The sequence below is a fragment of the Streptomyces sp. DS1-CR2 genome (genome assembly GCF_055760475.1).
Genome location: NZ_CM147085.1, coordinates 5458088 through 5477726 on the forward strand (window position 1 = coordinate 5458088; position 19639 = coordinate 5477726).

At 70.2% G+C, this 19639-nt stretch carries 17 protein-coding genes; 12 read left to right on the forward strand and 5 right to left on the reverse strand.

Annotated elements, in window-relative coordinates; translation table 11 throughout:
* Nucleotides 1-118 precede the first annotated feature (118 nt).
* Nucleotides 119-793, forward strand: a complete 675-nt coding sequence (locus tag ACY0PA_RS26215) for an RNA polymerase sigma factor (protein WP_473080073.1) — start codon at nucleotides 119-121, stop codon at nucleotides 791-793.
* Entirely contained in the window at nucleotides 793-1950 is a 1158-nt protein-coding gene (locus ACY0PA_RS26220; protein WP_473080074.1) for a hypothetical protein, read from the forward strand. The genes ACY0PA_RS26215 and ACY0PA_RS26220 overlap by 1 nt, the downstream gene beginning before the upstream one ends.
* Before the next feature lie 254 nt (nucleotides 1951-2204).
* On the opposite strand, the gene ACY0PA_RS26225 is transcribed toward ACY0PA_RS26220, so the two are convergent.
* A complete protein-coding gene (locus ACY0PA_RS26225; RefSeq protein ID WP_473080075.1) occupies nucleotides 2205-3050 on the reverse strand; it encodes a L,D-transpeptidase family protein in 846 nt (281 codons plus the stop codon).
* A 233-nt stretch (nucleotides 3051-3283) separates the two neighbouring features.
* On the opposite strand from ACY0PA_RS26225, the gene ACY0PA_RS26230 reads away from it, so the two are divergent.
* The gene (locus tag ACY0PA_RS26230) at nucleotides 3284-4864 is read left to right on the forward strand and encodes an acyl-CoA mutase large subunit family protein (protein ID WP_473080076.1); all 1581 of its coding nucleotides are present in this window, start codon (nucleotides 3284-3286) and stop codon (nucleotides 4862-4864) included.
* A gap of 65 nt (nucleotides 4865-4929) precedes the next feature.
* Nucleotides 4930-5586 (forward strand): leucine efflux protein LeuE, encoded by a 657-nt coding sequence (gene leuE, locus ACY0PA_RS26235; protein WP_473080077.1) that lies wholly within the window; start codon nucleotides 4930-4932, stop codon nucleotides 5584-5586.
* 28 nt (nucleotides 5587-5614) lie between these two features.
* Here the strand turns inward: leuE and ACY0PA_RS26240 are convergent, their stop codons facing one another.
* The 4 genes from ACY0PA_RS26240 to ACY0PA_RS26255 all read right to left on the reverse strand — a co-directional run bounded on the left by ACY0PA_RS26240 (nucleotide 5615) and on the right by ACY0PA_RS26255 (nucleotide 10074).
* Nucleotides 5615-6514, reverse strand: a complete 900-nt coding sequence (locus tag ACY0PA_RS26240) for a class I SAM-dependent methyltransferase (protein WP_473080078.1) — start codon at nucleotides 6512-6514, stop codon at nucleotides 5615-5617.
* A 94-nt stretch (nucleotides 6515-6608) separates the two neighbouring features.
* Complete coding sequence (locus tag ACY0PA_RS26245; protein ID WP_473080079.1) at nucleotides 6609-7754, reverse strand: acyltransferase family protein; 1146 nt, start codon at nucleotides 7752-7754, stop codon at nucleotides 6609-6611.
* The gene (locus ACY0PA_RS26250; RefSeq protein WP_473080080.1) at nucleotides 7751-9088 is read right to left on the reverse strand and encodes a polysialyltransferase family glycosyltransferase; all 1338 of its coding nucleotides are present in this window, start codon (nucleotides 9086-9088) and stop codon (nucleotides 7751-7753) included. The genes ACY0PA_RS26245 and ACY0PA_RS26250 overlap by 4 nt, the downstream gene beginning before the upstream one ends.
* Nucleotides 9085-10074, reverse strand: a complete 990-nt coding sequence (locus ACY0PA_RS26255) for a glycosyltransferase family 2 protein (protein WP_473080081.1) — start codon at nucleotides 10072-10074, stop codon at nucleotides 9085-9087. Before ACY0PA_RS26255 ends, ACY0PA_RS26250 begins: the two co-directional genes overlap by 4 nt.
* A gap of 198 nt (nucleotides 10075-10272) precedes the next feature.
* Between ACY0PA_RS26255 and ACY0PA_RS26260 the strand changes: the two genes are divergently transcribed.
* From ACY0PA_RS26260 to ACY0PA_RS26295, 8 genes are all read left to right on the forward strand, one after another.
* Nucleotides 10273-11589 carry a DUF6716 putative glycosyltransferase gene (locus ACY0PA_RS26260; RefSeq protein ID WP_473080082.1) on the forward strand — a complete coding sequence of 439 codons (1317 nt, stop codon included), beginning with the start codon at nucleotides 10273-10275 and terminating at the stop codon, nucleotides 11587-11589.
* Between the two features lie 26 nt (nucleotides 11590-11615).
* Complete coding sequence (locus ACY0PA_RS26265) at nucleotides 11616-12914, forward strand: cytidylyltransferase domain-containing protein (RefSeq protein ID WP_473080083.1); 1299 nt, start codon at nucleotides 11616-11618, stop codon at nucleotides 12912-12914.
* A gap of 24 nt (nucleotides 12915-12938) precedes the next feature.
* A complete protein-coding gene (locus ACY0PA_RS26270) occupies nucleotides 12939-13877 on the forward strand; it encodes an N-acetylneuraminate synthase family protein (protein WP_473086432.1) in 939 nt (312 codons plus the stop codon).
* A gap of 113 nt (nucleotides 13878-13990) precedes the next feature.
* Nucleotides 13991-15076, forward strand: coding sequence for a hypothetical protein (locus ACY0PA_RS26275; protein ID WP_473080084.1), 1086 nt, complete (start codon nucleotides 13991-13993; stop codon nucleotides 15074-15076).
* Nucleotides 15077-15245: 169 nt separating this feature from the next.
* Nucleotides 15246-16028 (forward strand): glycoside hydrolase domain-containing protein, encoded by a 783-nt coding sequence (locus tag ACY0PA_RS26280; protein ID WP_473086433.1) that lies wholly within the window; start codon nucleotides 15246-15248, stop codon nucleotides 16026-16028.
* A gap of 194 nt (nucleotides 16029-16222) precedes the next feature.
* Entirely contained in the window at nucleotides 16223-16810 is a 588-nt protein-coding gene (locus tag ACY0PA_RS26285; RefSeq protein WP_473086434.1) for a Uma2 family endonuclease, read from the forward strand.
* Nucleotides 16811-16947: 137 nt separating this feature from the next.
* Nucleotides 16948-18207, forward strand: a complete 1260-nt coding sequence (locus ACY0PA_RS26290; protein ID WP_473080085.1) for an amidohydrolase — start codon at nucleotides 16948-16950, stop codon at nucleotides 18205-18207.
* Nucleotides 18208-18416: 209 nt separating this feature from the next.
* Nucleotides 18417-19475: a BMP family lipoprotein gene (locus ACY0PA_RS26295; RefSeq protein ID WP_473080086.1), complete on the forward strand. Its 1059-nt coding sequence runs from the start codon at nucleotides 18417-18419 to the stop codon at nucleotides 19473-19475.
* The last annotated feature ends 164 nt before the right edge of the window (nucleotides 19476-19639 follow it).

Genomic DNA, 19639 nt, shown 5'->3' on the forward strand with positions numbered 1-19639 from the left:
CGCGCTGTGTCACGTGCTAGTTGCGGGTTGTACCAAACATGGACGGGAGCCGTATCAGCCCGTAGCGTGCTGATTCGCGTCGGTGAGCGGCGCAGGGTTTAAGCGCAAGGGTGGCGCAGTGCTGGGGGACGACGCGGAGCTGACGGCCGCGGTGCATGCAGCGCAGGACGGGGACGAGACCGCGTTCCGGACTGTGTACCGCGCGGTGCATCCACGCCTGCTCGGGTACGTACGGACACTGGTCGGTGAACCGGACGCGGAGGACGTCGCGTCCGAGGCCTGGCTGCAGATCGCCCGGGACCTCGACCGGTTCAGCGGGGACGCCGACCGCTTCCGCGGCTGGGCCGCACGCATAGCCCGTAACCGCGCCCTCGACCACATACGCATGCGGGGACGCCGGCCCGCCATCGGCGGGGACGAGACCGAGCTCACCGGCCGGCCCGCGATATCCGACACCGCCGACGAGGCGATGGAACTCCTCGCCACCGGCGACACGCTGGCGCTCATCGCCCAGCTTCCGCAGGACCAGGCCGAGGCCGTCGTCCTGCGCGTCGTCGTCGGGCTCGACGCGAAGAGCGCCGCCCAGACGCTCGGCAAGCGTCCGGGCGCCGTCAGGACGGCCGCGCACCGCGGGCTCAAGCGCCTCGCCGAGCTGCTCGGCGCGGAGGGTTCGCATGCGCAGACGGCGCACGCGGGTCTCGACGCCGTACCGCCCCCGAGAGAACCGCGCGGGCACGCGGAGACGTCCGCCGGTGTGACGCATTCGCGGACGCGGACGCAGAAGGACATGTGATGGCCGACGAGCACAACAAGTGGCTGGACCGGGACGCGGTCGAGCGTCTGCTGCGCGGTGAGCCCCTGGAAGCCGTCGACGCAGTCACCCGCGCCCGGGCCGCCCGTCTGGCCGAGACACTCGACGCACTTGCAGTGACACGCGTAGACGGAGGCGAACTGCCGGGCGAGGCAGCCGCGTTGGCCGCGTTCCGCAAGGCGCGCGAATCCGGCGCGCAGGAGCCCGGCGCCGTGCCCCTGAAGGCACGCCATGCCCGGTCCCGGGGGGCGCTCGCCCCGGTCTCCTCGCTCCACGTTCCCGTGGGCCGGGAGAACGACGCGAACGCGAACACGAACGCCGGGACCGGCGGGCACGCCGGTTCCGACGTCGGCAGTGTCCGCCTCGCGAGACCCGACGCGCGGCCCGTCCGCTGGGGCCGCCCGGTGCGGTTCGGGATGGCCGCCGCGCTCGCCGGATGCATGATCGGCGGCGTCGCCGTCGCGGCCGGAACCGGAGTGCTCCCGTCGCCGTTCGGCGGCCGCGGCGAACCGGGCCCCGCCGCCAGCGTCTCCGCCGCCGCTTCTCCCGAACAGCCCCTCGCCTCCCCGTCGCCCGACATCTCGGGGGCCGACGGCGGACGCTCGGGCAGCGCCGTGCCCGACGGCGACTCGTCCGGGCCCGGCTCGGACGCCCCGTCCCAGGACGGCACGGCGGACCGGCCCGGCCCGGCGGCGACGCGGCCCGGCACCGGCCTGCGCGAATCGGACGCCGCGGACCAGGAGGCCTCTCGGCAGCGCATGGCCGACACCTGCCGCAAGTACCGCGACGGCGGCCTGAACGACTCCCAGACGGAGCGCCTCAAGGACGCCGCGAAGCGCATCGCCACGAACAAGCGGGACCGTGACCCCGACCGGTTCTGCGCCCGCGTCCTCGGCGAGTCCGACGACACCCTCAGCGGCGACGACGGCAACGGCGACAACGGCGACGACAAGAACGGCGGCAAGGACGGCGACGAGGACAGCCAGAACGGCGAGGACTCGGGCGTCAAGGGCGCCGTGCCGACCGCCTCGTGGGTCCCGTCCGAGCCCGGCGGCGACGCCTCGGACACCGCGCCGACGACGCCGTCCACGACGGCCTCGGCCTCGGCCTCGTACAGCGCCGCGCCCGCACAGTCCTGAGCCTGTTCTCAGCCATTCCTGAGCTCGCCCAGACTTGCTCAGACCTGCTCCGAACCGCCCTGACCTGCGGAGACAAAGAATTTCCGAGGCGGGTGTGACGTTTTTGGACGGCGGGGCGCAGTAACAAGTGAGCCGACTGGTCATCGGCCGTGCACGAGCCGCGGGTTCCCCCCGTACCTTCGGCTCTGTGCCACTGGCACGGGCGGGACACGTTCCCCCGGTCCCGCCCGCGCCCCACTCCACTTCTCAGCAGGTCACCAGTAGACGACGACCTTGTCGCCGTTGCGGACCTGCGCGAACAGCGACGCGATCTCCCCCTCGTCCCGTACGTTCACGCACCCGTGCGACGCCCCGCTGTAGCCGCGGGCCGCGAAGTCCGCGGAGTAGTGCACCGCTTGGCCGCCGCTGAAGAACATCGCGTACGGCATGGCCGTGTGGTAGATCGTCGAGACGTGGTGGCGGGACTTCCAGTACACGCTGAAGACGCCCTCGCGGGTGGGCGTGAACTGCGAGCCGAACCGCACGTCCGTCGTCATCAGGGCCTTGCCGTCGATCATCCACGTCAGCGTGCGGCTGGTCTTGCTGATGCAGACGACGCGGCCCGTCATGCAGCGCCGGTCCGGCTTCGCCGCGGGCTGCCCGCCGGACGCGTACAGCTCGTCGCGCGTCGGGGTGTGCGTCATCTTCACCAGCCGCGCCCAGGTCACCGTGTCCGTGTTCCCCGTGCGCGGCAGGCCGCGTTTGCCCTGGAATCCCTCGACCGCCTTGGCCGTCGCCGGGCCGTACTTTCCGGTCGGCCCTTCGAAGAGCCACGCGATCTGCCGCAGCCTGGCCTGCAGTTCGCGCACCTTGCCGCCGCCGGCGCCACGCGCCATGAGGATCTTCGGCGGCGGCGTCGGTCTCACCGACGGGGTGCGGGAGGCGCTTGGCTTCTTCGCGCCCGGCTCCTTCGGGTCGTCGGAGGGGGCCGGTGACGCCAGGCCGTCCGCCCTCGGCGGCGGCTGCTTGCCCCCCGTATCGACGGCTTGTGTCCTGCAGCCGCCGGCCAGGGCGATGACCCCGGCGACGGCGAGTGATCCACGCATGACGGTCGCACGCATCCGGGCCCCCGCAGTCTCGTCACTCGTCCGATGTGCCAACAGAGATGGTTCCCGCGCGCGTCCGGTTGCGAACTCGGCGTAAGTGCCGCGCATTGTGGGATGGACTAAAGGTGAAGGACGGGCTGTGAGCAAGGTCCCAGCCTGCGGCTCTCCATCGCGAGCAGGCGCGCCGCTACAGTCCGTCGCGAGGGTCGACCCAACTGGCAAGTAACACCCGAGCTGGAGGCACAACCATGGCGCGCGAGTCTGAGTCAGGACTGCCCATCGAGCCGGTCTACGGCCCTGATTCGCTGGCCGACTGGAACGCGGCCGACAAGCTCGGCGAGCCCGGCAAGTACCCCTTCACGCGCGGCGTCTACCCGTCGATGTACACCGGCCGCCCCTGGACGATGCGCCAGTACGCCGGCTTCGGCACCGCCGTCGAGTCCAACGCCCGCTACAAGCAGCTCATCGCCAACGGCACGATGGGCCTGTCCGTCGCCTTCGACCTGCCCACCCAGATGGGCCACGACTCGGACGCCCCGATCGCGTCCGGCGAGGTCGGCAAGGTCGGCGTGGCCATCGACTCGATCGACGACATGCGGATCCTGTTCGGCGGCATCCCGCTCGACAAGGTGTCCACGTCGATGACGATCAACGCCCCGGCGGCGCTGCTCCTGCTCATGTACCAGCTCGTCGGCGAGGAGCAGGGCGTCCCCGCGGACCAGCTGACCGGCACGATCCAGAACGACGTACTGAAGGAGTACATCGCGCGGGGCACGTACATCTTCCCGCCGAAGCCCTCCCTGCGGCTGATCGCCGACATCTTCAAGTACTGCCGGACCGAGATCCCGAAGTGGAACACCATCTCGATCTCCGGCTACCACATGGCCGAGGCCGGTGCCTCGCCCGCGCAGGAGATCGCGTTCACGCTCGCGGACGGCATCGAGTACGTGCGCACGGCCGTCGCGGCCGGCATGGACGTCGACGACTTCGCGCCGCGCCTGTCCTTCTTCTTCGTGGCCCGCACGACGATCCTCGAGGAGGTCGCCAAGTTCCGCGCGGCCCGCCGGATCTGGGCCAAGGTCATGAAGGAGGAGTTCGGCGCGAAGAACCCCAAGTCGCTGATGCTCCGCTTCCACACGCAGACCGCGGGCGTGCAGCTCACCGCCCAGCAGCCCGAGGTCAACCTCGTCCGCGTCGCCGTGCAGGGCCTGGGCGCCGTGCTGGGCGGCACGCAGTCGCTGCACACGAACTCCTTCGACGAGGCCATCGCGCTGCCGACCGACAAATCCGCGCGCCTCGCCCTGCGCACCCAGCAGGTCCTCGCCTACGAGACCGACGTGACCGCCACCGTCGACCCGTTCGCCGGCAGTTACGTCGTCGAGAAGATGACGGACGACGTGGAGGCCGCAGCCCTCGAACTCATGACGAAGGTCGAGGACCTCGGCGGCGCGGTCAACGCCATCGAGCACGGCTTCCAGAAGAACGAGATCGAGCGCTCCGCCTACCGCATCGCGCAGGAGACCGACTCCGGCGAGCGCGTCGTGGTCGGCGTCAACCGCTACCAGCTCGACGCCGAGGAGCCCTACGAGCCGCTGCGCGTCGATCCGGCGATCGAGGCCCAGCAGGCCGAGCGCCTCACGAGGCTGCGCGCCGAGCGCGACCAGGCGGCCGTGGACGCGGCGCTCGCGGCGCTCAAGAAGGCGGCCGAGGGCGAGGACAACGTCCTGTATCCGATGAAGGACGCCCTGCGCGCCCGCGCCACCGTCGGCGAGGTCAGCAACGCGCTGCGCGACGTGTGGGGCACGTACATCCCGACCGACGCCTTCTGAGGCCGCGTATCACCGTCTGACCAGGGAGTGTCGTATGGCCATATAGGCGTGCGACACTCCCTTTCATGCTCGGTGTCATCAATCTCCCGACCTATCTGGCCGGTCTCGTCCTCATCGTCCTGCTGCCAGGACCGAACTCCCTCTACGTGCTCTCCGTGGCCGCCCGCAAGGGCATACGCACCGGATACGCGGCCGCGGCCGGTGTCTTCACCGGGGACACGGTCCTGATGACACTGGCCGCGCTCGGAGCGGCCTCCGTGCTGCAGACGACGCCCCTGCTCTTCCTCGTCGTGAAGTACGCGGGAGCGGGCTATCTGACGTGGATGGCGATCGGCATGATCCGGTCGGCGCGGGCGCTGTGGAAGCAGCGCGGTGAGTCGGCGGTGGAGAGCGAAACCGAGCCGGTGACCGGGAGCGGTGACGAGCACCCGTACCGCCGCGCCCTGATCGTGAGCCTCTTCAACCCGAAGGCGATCCTGTTCCTGATCTCCTTCTTCGTTCAGTTCGTGGATCCCGACTACGCCTACCCGGCGCTGTCGTTCGTGGTCCTCGGCGGGCTGCTCCAGGTCCTGAGCTTCCTCTACCTCTCCACCCTGATCTTCAGCGGTACCCGCCTGGCCGGCGCCTTCCGGCGCCGCAAGCGGCTCTCGGCGGGCGCGACCACGGCGGCGGGCGTGCTGTTCCTGGGCTTCGCGGTCAAGCTGTCCCTCGCGGGAGTCTGAGGCCCCGGCCCGCCCCGGACGACAGTCGTCAGCCCCTGCGGGCGCGGCGCACGGCCCGGGTGATGACCGGCGGCGTCAGGTCCACGGCGATCCGGCGGGCGCGGCTGCGTCCCCGTACGGGAGCTTGAACCGGGGCGGAGGGCGCCTTCGGTTCCTCCAGGTGCTCCACATGGTGGCGGGAGCGCGGGAACGCGGGCGCCTTGACCGCCTTCGACTTCGTGCGGACCAGGCGGTGACCGGCCGCCTGCTGCACGCTGAGGGCGATGTCGTCGCGCTCCCTGAGCATGCCGAGGAGCTCGTCCTGGAGGGGCTCGGGGTCCTCCCATGTGGCGTACAGCTTCTGGGTGCTCAGGCAGAGCGGGCGCAGGCCGCGGTTGAGTACGGCCTCCCACGCGGCGACGGAGACGCCCGGCGTGTGCTCGGAACGGAAGTCGTCCAGGACGACGATGCCGTCGGCGCCGAGCAGTTCGCGGGCGGCGCCGATGTCGCCGTACACATGCTCGTAGAGGTGCGAGGCGTCGATGTGGACAAAGCGGCAGGTGCCCGGGGCGACCTCGCCGGAGATCACGGAGCTGGGCGCCTGGACGACCTTCGGCAGTTCGTCGTGGAACGAGAGGTAGTTCTCCTCGAAGGCCTGCCGGGTCAGTGAGGCGTACGACTTGGTGGATTCGGCCTGGTTCGCCTCGTCCGGGGCGTCGCCCTCGAACAGGTCGCACACGGTGAACTTCTCGGTGTCGTGCAGATGCTGCCCGAGGAGGACCGCGCTCTTGCCCATGTAGACGCCGAGTTCCAGCAGATCCCCGCGGACCTCCCGCCGCGCCTGCCGTTCGAGGAGCCAGGTGAACAGGAGTTGGTCGAGCGGGGGGAACCAGCCGGGGACGTCGTCGAGGTCGATCGGGCGCCGGGCGGTGGTGTGCACAGCAGTCATGGGACGCGAACCTATGAGCTTCTGATCGACAGGGTCAAGGCGCTCAGAGATCGCATCCGCCAATCGGGCAGCAAACTCCGCCGGGCATGAATCCTCAGTGAATCCTGGCGGGCGTGGGGTTCAGCCGTTTGCGCAGGAAAGGTGCAAGCGGCTTCTCCACGAAGCGGTTCAGGAGCCATGCGAGGGTGAGCATCGCGGCGAGGGTGAGGGTGAACGTCACGGCGGACGGCAGTCCGAGACGCCGGTGCAGCACCTCGATCACCACCCAGCCCAGATGCTCGTGGACCAGGTAGAACGGGTACGTCAGCGCACCGGCGACCGTCAGCCATCCCCAGTTGATCCGGTTCAGCAGCCCGAGCGCGATCGCGCCCACCGCCACGAAGCCGAGGGTCACTGTCAAGATGATCGAGCCCGACCCCCGGTACGAGAAGAAGTGAGGGTTCGGTGCATGCCACAGAGCGGCCACCGCGTAGTGCTGACCGATCAGCCAGCTCACGAGGACTATGCCCCACGCGGTCATGTCGCGGCGGTTGAGGTGGAGCAGATACAGGCCGACGCCGCCGATGAAGTACGGCGCGTACTCCGGCATCAGGATGACCTTGAGGGCCGGCTCGCCGGACGCCTGGGTGATCGCGGCGGCGAGTGTCCACACGGCGCAGAACAGCACGACGCGGCGCCGGTTCGCGCCCGGCAGGACGATGCACAGGGCGAACAGCGCGTAGAAGCGGACCTCGGCCCACAGGGTCCAGCAGACGCCGAGGACCCGGTCCACGCCGAGCGGCTGCTGAAGCATCGTCAGATTGAGGAGCGCGTCACTGGGCGAGACGGCCTTGTACGCGACCACGGGCAGCGCGAAGACTGCCGTCACCAGGATCACGGCCGCCCAGTAGGACGGCAGCAGCCGGGACGCGCGGGAGGCGAAGAAGGAGCGCAGGGGCTTGCCCCAGCCGCTCATGCAGATCACGAAGCCGCTGATGACGAAGAAGATCTGCACCCCGAGGCAGCCGTAGGCGAACCACTGGTGCAGTGACGGGAACTGGACCTTCGGTGAGGTGCCCCAGGCCCGGGACACCTCACCGTCACGGCCGCCGTAGTGGTACGCGGCGACCATCAGGGCGGCTATGAGGCGCAGGCCGTCCAGGGCTCTCAGCCGCGGTGCGTGCGCGCGGGGGCGCGCGCTTAGCACCGTGGGGTCCGCTCCCGGGGAAAGCTTGGGGAGCGTCGTCTCCGAAGTACTCATCCGAGGGCAGCCCGCTTGAACGAGCGCGCGCGGCGGGCGACCCGGCGCACCGTCGCGTTGCGCGGGATGAACGCGAGCTGGGCCGGGACGGCGCCAGGCAGCGCGAGGGACGTGAGCCTGCGGCGCTTGAAGTAACGCCACGTGTGGTCGTTCAAGTGCGTCGAGAGATAGCGCTCGGCCGCCGCCCGCAGGTCCGGATAGATCTTCGGCTGCATCGCGAAGCCGACCGCGCGCACCAGCTGGTTCAGTTCGGCGTTCGCCGCGCCGGACTCCTGCGCGGTCACGGCCGCCTGCTCCGACAGCTCCGGCAGCAGCGCGTCCACGATCGTGACCGGGACGCGGTTGCTGTTCTGGTACGGCGCGAGCCGGTCGAGGAGGGTGCCGGTGCCGATGCGGGCGACCGGGATGCCGTAGAGCGCGGACGCGGTGAGGAGTGCCGTCGAGAAGCAGCCGACCACGAGAGCCGGGCGCATCCGCTGGTACAGGACCTCGGCGAGTACGGGAGTGTCGAGGACGGTGAGCTCGGCGCCGAGCTTCTCCGCCTCCGCCTCCAGTGTGCGCGACCAGGTGGCCGGCGCCGTCGGGTGGGGCTTGAAGACGATCCGCGTGTGGCCGAGGGCGACCGCGCCGCGCATCATCCGCACATGCAGGTCCTCCTCCTCCTGTGCGGTGAGGATGTCGAGCGCGGACAGGTACTGCCCGAGCAGCACGGCAGGTTCGGGCCCGACGGGCGGCAACTCGCCGCTCACATCGCCCAGTTCGGCAAGCACCTTCACGAAGACGTCCGTCGGCACGACCTCGGGCTCCACGCCGAACTCCGTGAGGAGCAGCGGCTTCAGGCCCGGTACGAGGTCCAGGTGCAGCAGCCGCCGCACGCGGGTGCCGACCAGCGGGTCGATCTTGTTGCGGGTCGGGCCGTAGCTCATCAGGCCGTCCGCGTACACGTCGACGGGGACGCCGGTGAAGATCTGCGCCACGGCCATCGCCGGGTTGACCTGGATCGACTCCACGGCCAGCTCGACGTCGTCGTCGCCCAGGTCCCAGGCGAGACGCAGATGGCGCTCCCACAGCGGTACGTCGTCGGGGCGCGGGGACCAGCCACCGGGGTGGAACGGCGCGATGGTCTCGTTCCACGACACGACGTCGTCGAAGCGGCCGCGCAGCCGCTCGAAGCCCGGCATCTCGTCGACGGCGGGTGTCGTCTCCGGGGTCGCCGCGTTGTTGGCGACGAGCAGGATGCGCCGGTCCGCGGGCGCGTAGCAGTCCGCGTCGAGGGCGGCGGCGAGCGTCGCGGTCCCGTACAGCGTGGAGGCGAGGAAGATCTGCGTGGTCACGCGGCAGCCACCCCCGCCGCGGCGGGGCGGCGCCGCAGCCGGCGCAGGCGCGTCGCCCGCTGCGCGTCCATCGAGTCGAGCGCGTCGTCGAGTACGTCCTGCGGCATGCGCTTCAGCGCCGCGGAACTCAGTGTCTTCAATTTGCGCGCCACTGCCGGTTCGAACCTTTCGATGGATCCCAAGTGGTGGGAAATAATCGCGCAGTACGTACGGACGGCCTTCGGCAGAAGTTTTTCCGCGTCCTGGTCCTGCGCCGTTTCGGCCACCACCTGGTCGAACGCCTTGATGAAATCGAGCTGCCGCACATCGCCGATCTGCGTCAGCGACGAGGCGACACCGCGCCGGTAGAACACGCCGAGAAGTCCCACCGCGGCAAAGGATTTCGCCTCGCGGTGCAGCCGCCAGATCCACGGCCTGTCCTCGGCCGTGCGCAGGCCGTCGGTGAAGTGGAGGAGGCCGGCGTCGGCGAGCCGCCGGTGGTACATGCCGGCCCACGCGTACGCGTAGTCGACGGACGTCGAGCGGTCGGCGGGCAGGATCGCCTCGCGCGGATCCATCACGACACCGCGCCTGCCGGTCGGCACGCGGTGGACGGTGCGGGCCCGCGCGGTGCACTGGACATGGTCCGTACGGACGAAATCGCAGCCCAGGCCTTCGATGGAGGCGAGCAGTCGCTCGTAGTATCCAGGGGCGAGCCAGTCGTCCCCGTCCAGGAATGTCAGGTACTCACCGCGCGACGCGTCGAGTCCGGTGTTGCGCGCGGTGGCCAGGCCTCCGTTCTTTTCGTGTCGGACGTATCTGACACTGCCGGCGCCGGGCAGCTCGCGCTCGGCGCGCGCGAGAATGTCCGGGGTCTCGTCCTTCGAACAGTCGTCGACGAGAATGAATTCGAAGTCGTCGCGCGCGTTGGCACGAAGACTTCTGAGGGTGTCGGGCGCGTATTGCTGCACGTTGTAGAACGGCACGATGACGGAGAGCTTGACCACGTGAAGGACGCTAGGCGGCGGCCCGGCATTCGTCTTGACCGATGGTGAGATGTCAGGTGAACGACGCGTGGCGGAATAGTGAACCCGCATGCTTCCCGGGCACTTCCCGGCCGGATTCCCCATTCGTCGGTGCGCTGTTAACCGTTTGTTGCACTCCGGTTGGGCCGTCGATCGGAATGGCTTCCTAGCTTCTTCGGTGTGCCAGCAAGTACCTCTGAGACCCCACGGGTCGCCGTGCTCGCGGACTCCGACACCCGGTGGAAGTGGGGCGCGCTCACCGCGCGCCGCCTTAACCCCGACGAGAGTCTGCTCAACGGATTCCTCCTGCGCGGCCGGGCCACCCCGACACCCCGCCAGCTCGACGAAGTCGGCGTCCGCGCCGACAGCCTCGACGAAGTCACCGCCGTCGAATTCCTGCGCCGCATGGAGCAGGACGCCGACCGCTACGACGTCGTCGTCCTCGCCCTCGTCGGCGGCGCCGTCCAGGCCATGCTCCACGGCCTCGCGCGGGCCTGGCAGGGCAGGGCCAAGCGGCCCGTCGTCGTCACCGGCTACGTGGGAGTCGTCTACGAGAAGCTCGCCGACGGGCTGCTCCTGCGGCACGGCGCCGACCTCGTCCTCGCCAACTCCCGCCACGACGCGGACCGTTTCCGCGCCGTGTACGAGGGTGTGGACGCCGACGCCTCCTCGGTGACCGAGTGCGCGCTGCCGTTCCTCGGCGGCACGCCCTACGAGGAGGAGCACGCCCCGTACACGGTCGTCTTCGCCGCGCAGCCCTCCGTACCGGACACCCCCGCCGACCGCGCCTACCTGCTCAAGCGGCTCGTCGGACACGCCCGGCTGCACCCCGAGCGCGAGGTACTGCTCAAGCTGCGCAGCAAGCCGGGCGAGCACACCACGCACATCGAAGAGGCGCCCTACCAGAGGCTCGCCCAGCGGATCGACGGCGGACTCCCCGCCAACTGCCGCCTCGTCTACGGGCACATGGGCGAGGTGCTCGACCGCACCGACCTCCTGGTCACCGTCAGCTCGACGGCTGCGCTCGAAGCCCTGCACCGGCGCATCCCCACCGCGCTGCTCACGGACCTCGGGGTGCGCGAGGCGCTCGGCAACCACCACTTCACCGGCTCCGGGTGCCTCGCCTCCTGGGACCAGCTCGACGCGGGCCACCTGCCGAAGGCCGACGAGGAGTGGGTGGCACGCCAGGGCGTCGCGGCCGACGGCACGTACGACACCGCCTTCGACACGGCCCGCGCCCGGGTCACCGGCCTGACCGGAGCCGACCGGCTCCCGCCCCTGGCCCCCTACTACAGCCTCACCACCGCCCCCGGCTACCTGCCGCGCATCCTCGCCCGTCACCACCTCGCCCCCGACGGGACGCCGCTGCCCGGCGCACCCGCCGCCGGCAAGGAGCCCGGCCCCGTCCGGCAGATCGTGCGCCGCGCCGCCCGTGGCGCCTACCGGCACGGAGTGCAGCGCGTGGCGCCCGTCATCCGGCGGATGGGCGAGCTGTGAACGCCCGTACCCCTCAAGGAGACCTGATGACCAACCCGGAAGCGGGCACAGCGGCACCGGTCCGCCGCGTCCTCGCCGTGATCCCCGCCCGTGGCGGCTCCAAGGGAGTGCCCGCCAAGAACCTCGCCCCGGTCGGCGGCGTGCCCCTCGTGGCCCGCACCGTCCGCGAGTGCCGCGCCACCCGGCTCGTCACGGACGTCGTGGTCTCCACCGACGACGCCGCGATCGCCGCCGCGGCCCGTGAGGCGGGAGCCGAGGTCGTCCTGCGGCCCGCCGCGATCGCCGGCGACAAGTCGAGCTCCGAGGCGGCCGTGCTGCACGCCCTCGACGCCCACGAGGCCCTCCAGGGCGCAGCGGTCGACGTCGTGCTCCTCGTCCAGTGCACCAGCCCCTTCATCGTCCGCGAGGACATCGACGGCGTGGTCAACGCGATCGTCGAGAAGGGCGCCGACACGGCCCTGACCGTCGCCCCCTTCCACGGTTTCGTGTGGCGCGACGCCGATGACGAGCCGGTCGCGCCCGCGGTCGAGCGCGCCGCCGTCGAGGGCGGCACCGACACGCTGGTCGCCCCCGCCGCCACCAGCGGCGGCTACGGCGTCAACCACGACAAGTCCTTCCGCCAGATGCGCCAGGACCGCCCCCAGGACCTCCTGGAGACCGGCGCGGTCTACGCCATGGACGCGAGCGGCTTCCGCCAGGCCAAGCACCGCTTCTTCGGCCGCACGGAACTCGTCCGCACCGACCCCGCGCGGGTCCTGGAGATCGACGACCCGCACGACCTCTCCCGCGCCCGGGCCCTCGCGCCGCTCTTCGACGCGAACAGGCCCGGCGCCCTCCCGACCGCAGATGACATCGACGCGGTCGTCCTCGACTTCGACGGCACCCAGACCGATGACACGGTGCTGATCGACTCCGACGGACGGGAGTTCGTCACCGTGCACCGCGGTGACGGCCTCGGCATAGCGGCCCTGCGCAAGTCAGGCCTGCCGCTGCTGATCCTGTCCACGGAACAGAACCCGGTCGTCGCCGCCCGGGCCAGGAAGCTCCAGATCCCGGTCCTGCACGGCATCGACCGCAAGGACCTCGCACTGAAGCAGTGGTGCGAGGAACAGGGCATCGCGCCCGAGCGCGTGCTCTACGTCGGCAACGACGTCAACGACCTCCCGTGCTTCGGCCTTGTCGGCTGGCCCGTGGCGGTCGCGAGCGCCCACGACGTCGTACGAGGCGCCGCGCGCGCGGTCACCACTCTCCCCGGTGGTGACGGTGCGATCCGAGAGATCGCCACCTGGATCCTCGGCCCTTCTCTCGACTCCCTCAACAAGTAAGGAAACCCCTCAGTCATGAGCTCTGTGATCTCCAACTCCCGCCTGCGCACGTTCGGTTCGAAGACCGCCGGCCCCGGTAACCCCGTCTACATCACGGGTGAGATCGGCATCAACCACAACGGCGACCTCGACAACGCCTTCAAGCTGATCGACGTGGCCGCCGAGGCGGGCTGCGACGCCGTCAAGTTCCAGAAGCGCACGCCCGAGATCTGCACCCCGCGTGACCAGTGGGACATCGAGCGCGACACCCCCTGGGGTCGCATGACGTACATCGACTACCGCCACCGCGTCGAGTTCGGCGAGGACGAGTACCGCCAGATCGACGAGCACTGCAAGAAGCGCGGCATCGACTGGTTCGCCTCCCCGTGGGACACCGAGGCCGTCGCCTTCCTGGAGAAGTTCGACGTCCCGGCCCATAAGGTCGCCTCCGCGTCGCTCACCGACGACGAGCTGCTGCGCGCCCTGCGCGCCACCGGCCGCACGGTCATCCTCTCCACGGGCATGTCGACGCCGAAGCAGATCCGTCACGCGGTCGAGGTCCTCGGCTCGGACAACATCCTCATGTGCCACGCCACGTCGACCTACCCGGCGCAGGCGGAGGAGCTGAACCTCCGGGTCATCAACACGCTCCAGGCTGAGTACCCGAACGTCCCGATCGGCTACTCCGGCCACGAGACCGGCCTGCAGACCACGCTCGCCGCCGTCGCCCTCGGCGCCACCTTCGTCGAGCGTCACATCACCCTCGACCGCGCCATGTGGGGCTCCGACCAGGCCGCCTCCGTCGAGCCGCAGGGCCTCACCCGCCTCGTGCGCGACATCCGCACCATCGAGGCGTCCCTCGGTGACGGCGTCAAGAAGGTCTACGAGTCGGAGCTCGGCCCGATGAAGAAGCTCCGCCGCGTCGCGGGCGTCGTCGCCGAGTCGGAGATCGCCGTCGCCGCGGGCGAGCCGGTCGGCGTCTGACCGTCCGACGTCCGCCCGTGTGGGCCGGCGCCGACCCGGCGCCGGCCCACGGGCCCCAACCCCCCCACTGGTCCCTCGGAGGGCCCATGCCGTCCCAGTCGTCTCTGTCGCCCATGTCAGCAGCACGTTCCGGACGCTCCGGACGTTCCGGAACCATGTGTTTCGTGGAGAGCCCCGTCCAGCTCCTCAACGTCCTGGAATGGGCGCACCTCGCCGAGAGCACGGACGCGACGGACCGGATCACCCTGGTCGTCCTGTCGCCCACGGACCCCATGACCCGTGGCCAGCTGCGCCGCATGGCCGAACTCGCCCGCGACGAGGGCCACACCGTGCGCTGGGAAGAGGCACGTGGCGGCCCCATGGCGCCCTTCCACACCATCGGCGGACTCGCGGGCGCGCTGCGCAAGGCCGCCCGGATCGTCATAGGCGACCCGTTCTCCCGCTACGTCCAGCTCCTCCTGACGATCACGCGGGCCGCCGAACTCGTCGTCGTCGACGACGGCACCGCGACCATGGAGTTCGTCTCCCAGCTCGCCCGCGGAGAACGCCTCCAGCGCTGGCACCGCCGCGGCGGCCGCCCCGGACCGCGCGACATCGTCTTCGCCCCTGTCTCCGCCGCCGCCCGCCGCCGCCTCACCCCCGACGGCGACCGCCGCACCGTCGAGGTCTTCTCGGCCATGCCGATCGACTCGGTCCCCGACGGCGTCCGCGTCACCCGCAACGACTTCACCTGGACCCGCGACCGATTCGGCCCGCCCCGCATGACGAAGGGCGCCGACCTCGTCGGCACGTCCCTCGTCGAGACCGGCGTCGTCGACCCGGACCGCTACCTGGAGGCCGTCCAGGCCCTCGCGCACACCCACGGCGCGACCCGCTACTTCGCGCACCGCCGCGAGAGCTCCGACAAACTGCACCGCCTGGCGGTCGAGACCGGCCTGGAGATCGTCCGCCCGGACCTCCCTCTCGAACTGATCGCCCGCCGCGGCCCCATCGGCCGTACGATCCTCAGTTTCCCCTCCACCGTGGTCCACACCCTGCCCCTGGCCCTCGCCGGCACCGAGGTCCGCGTCGCCGTCTGCGACATCGACCCGGCCTGGCTGACGGAGAACGCCTCACCGCGCGCGCAGGGCTTCCTCTCGGGCGTCACCGGCACGGCACGCGACGTACATCGCCTGGCCTCGGTGGCCCCGGCGATGTGAGCCCCGGCCTCCGGGATCTTGACGAGACCTTGGTGATCGCACAGGCAACTCGGCGGGGTGCGGGCCGGTCAAACCCACCGCACCCCCCACTCCGTATCGGTACAGAGCGCCAGAGGAACCCGTGACGCACCCACGACACCGTCTGTCCAAGAGACGCCGCTACCTCGCCATGTCCGCCGCGGGCGTGGCACTGGCCGCCACCGGAGCGATCGTGGCCCAGTCCGCGACAGCCACCACGCTCCCCACGGCCAGGACGTACACAGGCCGCGCCTTCGACACCTGCACGGCCCCCTCCCTCTCCGCCATGAAGGCCTGGAAGACCGGCTTCTACGGCGCCGCGGCCGTCTACGTGGGCGGCAAGAACCGCGGCTGCTCCCAGCCCAACCTCACCGCGTCCTGGGTGAAATCGGTCAACGCCTCGGGCTGGAAGCTGATCCCGCTGTACGTGGGCGCCCAGCCGCCGTGCCAGTCCGGCTCGAACCCCGAGAAGATGACCGCGAGCACGGCCGCGACGCTCGGCGCGACCGACGGCGCCGACGCCGTGGCCAAGGCCGCCGCCCTCGGCATGAAGGCCGGCTCCCCGCTCTACCTGGACATGGAGTCGTACGACACCACGAACACGTCCTGCAACAACGCGGTCCTCGCCTACGTCCGCGCCTGGGACAAGGCCGTGCACGCCAAGAGCTACCGGACCGGCTTCTACGGCTTCCGCAGCTCCAGCGCGAAGGCGGTAGCCACGGCCACGGACCGCACGAACATGCCGGACATCCTCTGGTACGCCCTGTGGGACAAGGTCAACACCACGACCTCCGACTGGCCTTTCGCCTCCACCCTGTGGACGGGCCACCGTCGCGCCCACCAGTACATGGTGAACAGCAAGGAGTCGCGCGGCGGTTACACGATCACGGTGGACCGGGATGCGTGGGACGCGCCGGTGGCGATCGTGGGCTGATCACCGAGATCGTGGAGGCGGGGGGCGTACCCGGGACGTGGTGGCGGGAAACAGTCCGTCCGCGCGCTGGGGCTGTCGCGTTGAGTTACTTCGTCCGGGTGGGTGCGGATACGGGCCGGGCCGGGATCGCTACCCGGCGCTACGGTGGACGTAGCGATACGCCCTGTAAGCAGCGGAGGACCGCGGTGACCAGCATGATCGAGCGGCCGATGGACATAGAGGCGACCGCGACGACCGGAGCGTTCAAGGATCTGCTCCGCATCGTCGAGGGGCTGGACACGCCTGACGGCTACAAGGCTGAGCTCATCCGGGGGAAGATCGTCGTGTCACCGTGGTCGAAGCTGCGCTACCTGCGCCCCATGCGCAGCCTGCGAAAGCAAGTGGAGTCCCACGCCCCGGAGGGGACGGTCGCGGAGACCTCTCCGTTCCTTTTCACGTTTCCGTCCGTCGAGCGTGGCTTCGGGCCGGATCTCTTCGTCGCCGACGAGGCCGCCTTCGAAGCGGAAGGCCGTCACGCCGACGGCGCCGCCCTCTCCCTCGTCGCCGAGCTGACCTCCGCGTCCACCAAGGACGTCGACTGGCTCGACAAGCTCGATACGTACGGCCGCATCGTCCCCGTATACCTCGTCCTCGACATGCAGGCCGAGGAGATCACCGCGTTCTGGGACCCGTCCCCGAAGGGTTACCGCTCCCGTACCACCGTCCCCTTCGGTCGCCCCCTGCGCGTGCCTGCTCCGTTCGGCTTCGAGTTGGATACCTCAGGATTCGCCACACCGGAGTAAAAGAACCGTCATACCCACCCAGAGCGGCGCGCATGCGCTCCGCGGCCACATTTCTTACCCCAATCCGGTTGAACTTTTGTTGATCGTAGGGCGGCTGCCCCCTGCTCCGGCCTACCCTTCAAAGGGTGAACCAATTGATGTCCCGAGAGTCCGAGGCCGGTCAGCCCGGGGAAGTGGTCCCCTCCGGAGCGCTGCCCGGCACGCTGTCCGAAGAGCTCCGTGCCGAACTGGTTGCCTTCCGGCGTGACTTGCACATGTACCCCGAGCTCGGCAACCAGGAGTTCCGCACGACGGCGGCGATCAGGGCCCGCCTGGAGAAGGCCGGGCTTACGCCACGCATTCTGGACATCGGCACCGGACTCGTCTGCGACATCGGCACGGCGGAGGGGGAGTGGCGGGGCGGGCCCCCCATGCTCGCCCTGCGCGCCGACATCGACGCGCTCCCCATCCCGGACACCAAGGCGAGCTGCACCTACCGCTCCACCGTGCCCGGCCGCGCCCACGCCTGCGGTCACGACGTGCACACGACGGTCGTGCTCGGCGCGGGCCTGGTCCTCGCCGAGCTGCACCGGCAGGGCCGGCTCCCGCACCCCGTGCGCCTGATCTTCCAGCCCGCCGAGGAGGTGCTGCCCGGCGGCGCCCCCGACGCCATCGAGTCGGGCGTGCTCGAAGGCGTCGGGAAGATCATCGGCGTGCACTGCGACCCGAAGGTCGACGCGGGCCGGATCGGGCTGCGGCACGGCGCGATCACCTCGGCCTGCGACCGGCTCGAGGTCGCGCTCGACGGGCCCGGCGGGCACTCCGCGCGCCCCCACCTCACCACCGACCTCGTGACCGCCGCCGCGAAGGTGGCCACCGAGGTCCCCGCGCTCGTCGCCCGCCGCATCGACGCCCGTTCGGGCCTCGCCGTGACCTGGGGACGTATCGAATCCGGCCACGCGTGCAACGTCATCCCGCAGCACGCCGAGCTGTCCGGCACCGTCCGCTGCCTCGACCTCGAAGCGTGGCGGCAGGCCCCCGATCTGGTGCACGGCGCGATCCAGGAGATCGCCGACCTCTACCGCGCCAAGTCGGAGATCAACTACATCCGCGGGGTGCCGCCCGTGGTCAACGACCCGGAGGTCACCGACCTCCTGACCGCGGCGATGACCCTGCGCCGGGGCGCCCACTCCGTCGAGGACACCCAGCAGAGCCTGGGCGGCGAGGACTTCTCCTGGTATCTGGAGCACGTCCCCGGCGCGATGGCCCGCCTCGGGGTGCGCACCCCCGGCGAGCGTGGCGGACGCGACCTGCACCAGGGCGACTTCGACGCCGACGAGTCGGCGATCACCGTGGGAGTGGAACTGTTCACGGCGGCGGCGCTCATGGAGGGGGCCGCACGGGGGCAGGGGGCGTAAACCGGTGCGGGGAAAGGGTCGGTGTGGGCGGCACGTAACCCACCCGACCCACCCTCGTAACGCCCCGTAGACCGGACGGCCGGGCGGCGTTCGCGTCAATCCGATAACGGCTGCGGAACGGCCCTTTATCTGACATCTACGCGCGTTACGATCCGTCCGAAAACCAGCGCCGGGAGCCCGGCGCTCAGGTCAGGTCGAAGGAGCCTCCCTTGCGCCGGGTAGCCAAAATCTCTGCTGCGTGCATAGCCACCGCGGCACTCGCTCTCACCGCCACCGCATGTGGCGGCACTTCCTCGGACAACGAGTCCTCGGGCTCGTCGGACTCCGGCAAGAAGGGCGGAGTCAAGATCGGCCTCGCCTTCGACGTCGGCGGCCGTGGTGACCACTCCTTCAACGACTCCGCCGCGCGCGGTGCCGACAAGGCCAAGAAGGAGTTCGGCGGTGACCTCAAGGAGCTGACCGCCAAGACCTCCGACACCGAGGCCGACCGCGAGCAGCGCCTGTCCGACCTGGCCGACGCCGGCTACAACCCCATCATCGGGGTCGGCTACGCGTACGCCACCTCGATGACCAAGGTCTCCGCGAAGTACCCGAAGACCACCTTCGGCATCGTCGACTCCGTGGTGAACGCCAAGAACACCGACTCCATCGTCTTCACCGAGGAGCAGGGCTCCTACCTGGCCGGCGTCGCCGCCGCGCTGAAGACGAAGAAGGACCACGTCGGCTTCATCGGCGGCGTCGACGTCCCGCTGATCAAGAAGTTCGAGGCGGGTTATGTCCAGGGCGTCAAGGCCACCAACCCGAAGATCAAGGTCGACGTCCAGTACCTGAGCCACGGTTCGGACACCTCCGGCTTCGCCTCCCCGGACAAGGGCAAGGAAGCCGCCCAGGGCATGCTCGACAAGGGCGCCGACGTCGTCTACTCGGCGGCCGGCTCCTCCGGCAACGGCGCCATCGAGGCCGTCTCCGGCACGAAGGGCGCCTGGGCGATCGGCGTCGACTCGGACCAGTACAACATCCCGGGTCTGGCCAAGTACAAGTCCTCGATCCTGACTTCGGTCGTCAAGAACGTCGACATCGGCGTCTACGACCTGATCCAGTCGGTCAAGAACGGTTCGCCGAAGACCGGCACCAACACCTACGCCTTGAAGGACGGCGGCGTCTCGCTCGCCACCTCCGGCGGCTACATCGACGACATCCAGGCCAAGCTGGACGCCGCCAAGGCGAAGATCGCGAGCGGCGAGGTCAAGGTCAAGACCACCCCGTGATCTGAGGGCCGCGAGGCCCGGGCTCGGCGCAGGGGGAGTGGCGAAAGCTTCCCCTCGCCGAGCCATAACAATGTGTCAACTCTACGCGTGTAGCTATGGGTTGGCGTATTACCGTCGCCGACGCGCCCCCGCGCGGCTCCGCGCGACCGTTCACCCCTTCCGTA

Excerpts from the sequence above, each read along its gene's own strand:
- ACY0PA_RS26220 (WP_473080074.1), top strand. The coding sequence starts at position 793 with ATGGCCGACGAGCACAACAAGTGGCTGGACCGGGACGCGGTCGAGCGT.
- leuE (WP_473080077.1), top strand. The coding sequence starts at position 4,930 with ATGCTCGGTGTCATCAATCTCCCGACCTATCTGGCCGGTCTCGTCCTC.
- ACY0PA_RS26285 (WP_473086434.1), top strand. The coding sequence starts at position 16,223 with ATGATCGAGCGGCCGATGGACATAGAGGCGACCGCGACGACCGGAGCG.
- ACY0PA_RS26290 (WP_473080085.1), top strand. The coding sequence starts at position 16,948 with ATGTCCCGAGAGTCCGAGGCCGGTCAGCCCGGGGAAGTGGTCCCCTCC.
- ACY0PA_RS26275 (WP_473080084.1), top strand. The coding sequence starts at position 13,991 with ATGTCAGCAGCACGTTCCGGACGCTCCGGACGTTCCGGAACCATGTGT.
- ACY0PA_RS26245 (WP_473080079.1), bottom strand. The coding sequence starts at position 7,754 with ATGAGTACTTCGGAGACGACGCTCCCCAAGCTTTCCCCGGGAGCGGAC.
- ACY0PA_RS26230 (WP_473080076.1), top strand. The coding sequence starts at position 3,284 with ATGGCGCGCGAGTCTGAGTCAGGACTGCCCATCGAGCCGGTCTACGGC.
- ACY0PA_RS26280 (WP_473086433.1), top strand. The coding sequence starts at position 15,246 with ATGTCCGCCGCGGGCGTGGCACTGGCCGCCACCGGAGCGATCGTGGCC.
- ACY0PA_RS26265 (WP_473080083.1), top strand. The coding sequence starts at position 11,616 with ATGACCAACCCGGAAGCGGGCACAGCGGCACCGGTCCGCCGCGTCCTC.
- ACY0PA_RS26225 (WP_473080075.1), bottom strand. The coding sequence starts at position 3,050 with ATGCGTGCGACCGTCATGCGTGGATCACTCGCCGTCGCCGGGGTCATC.
- ACY0PA_RS26240 (WP_473080078.1), bottom strand. The coding sequence starts at position 6,514 with ATGACTGCTGTGCACACCACCGCCCGGCGCCCGATCGACCTCGACGAC.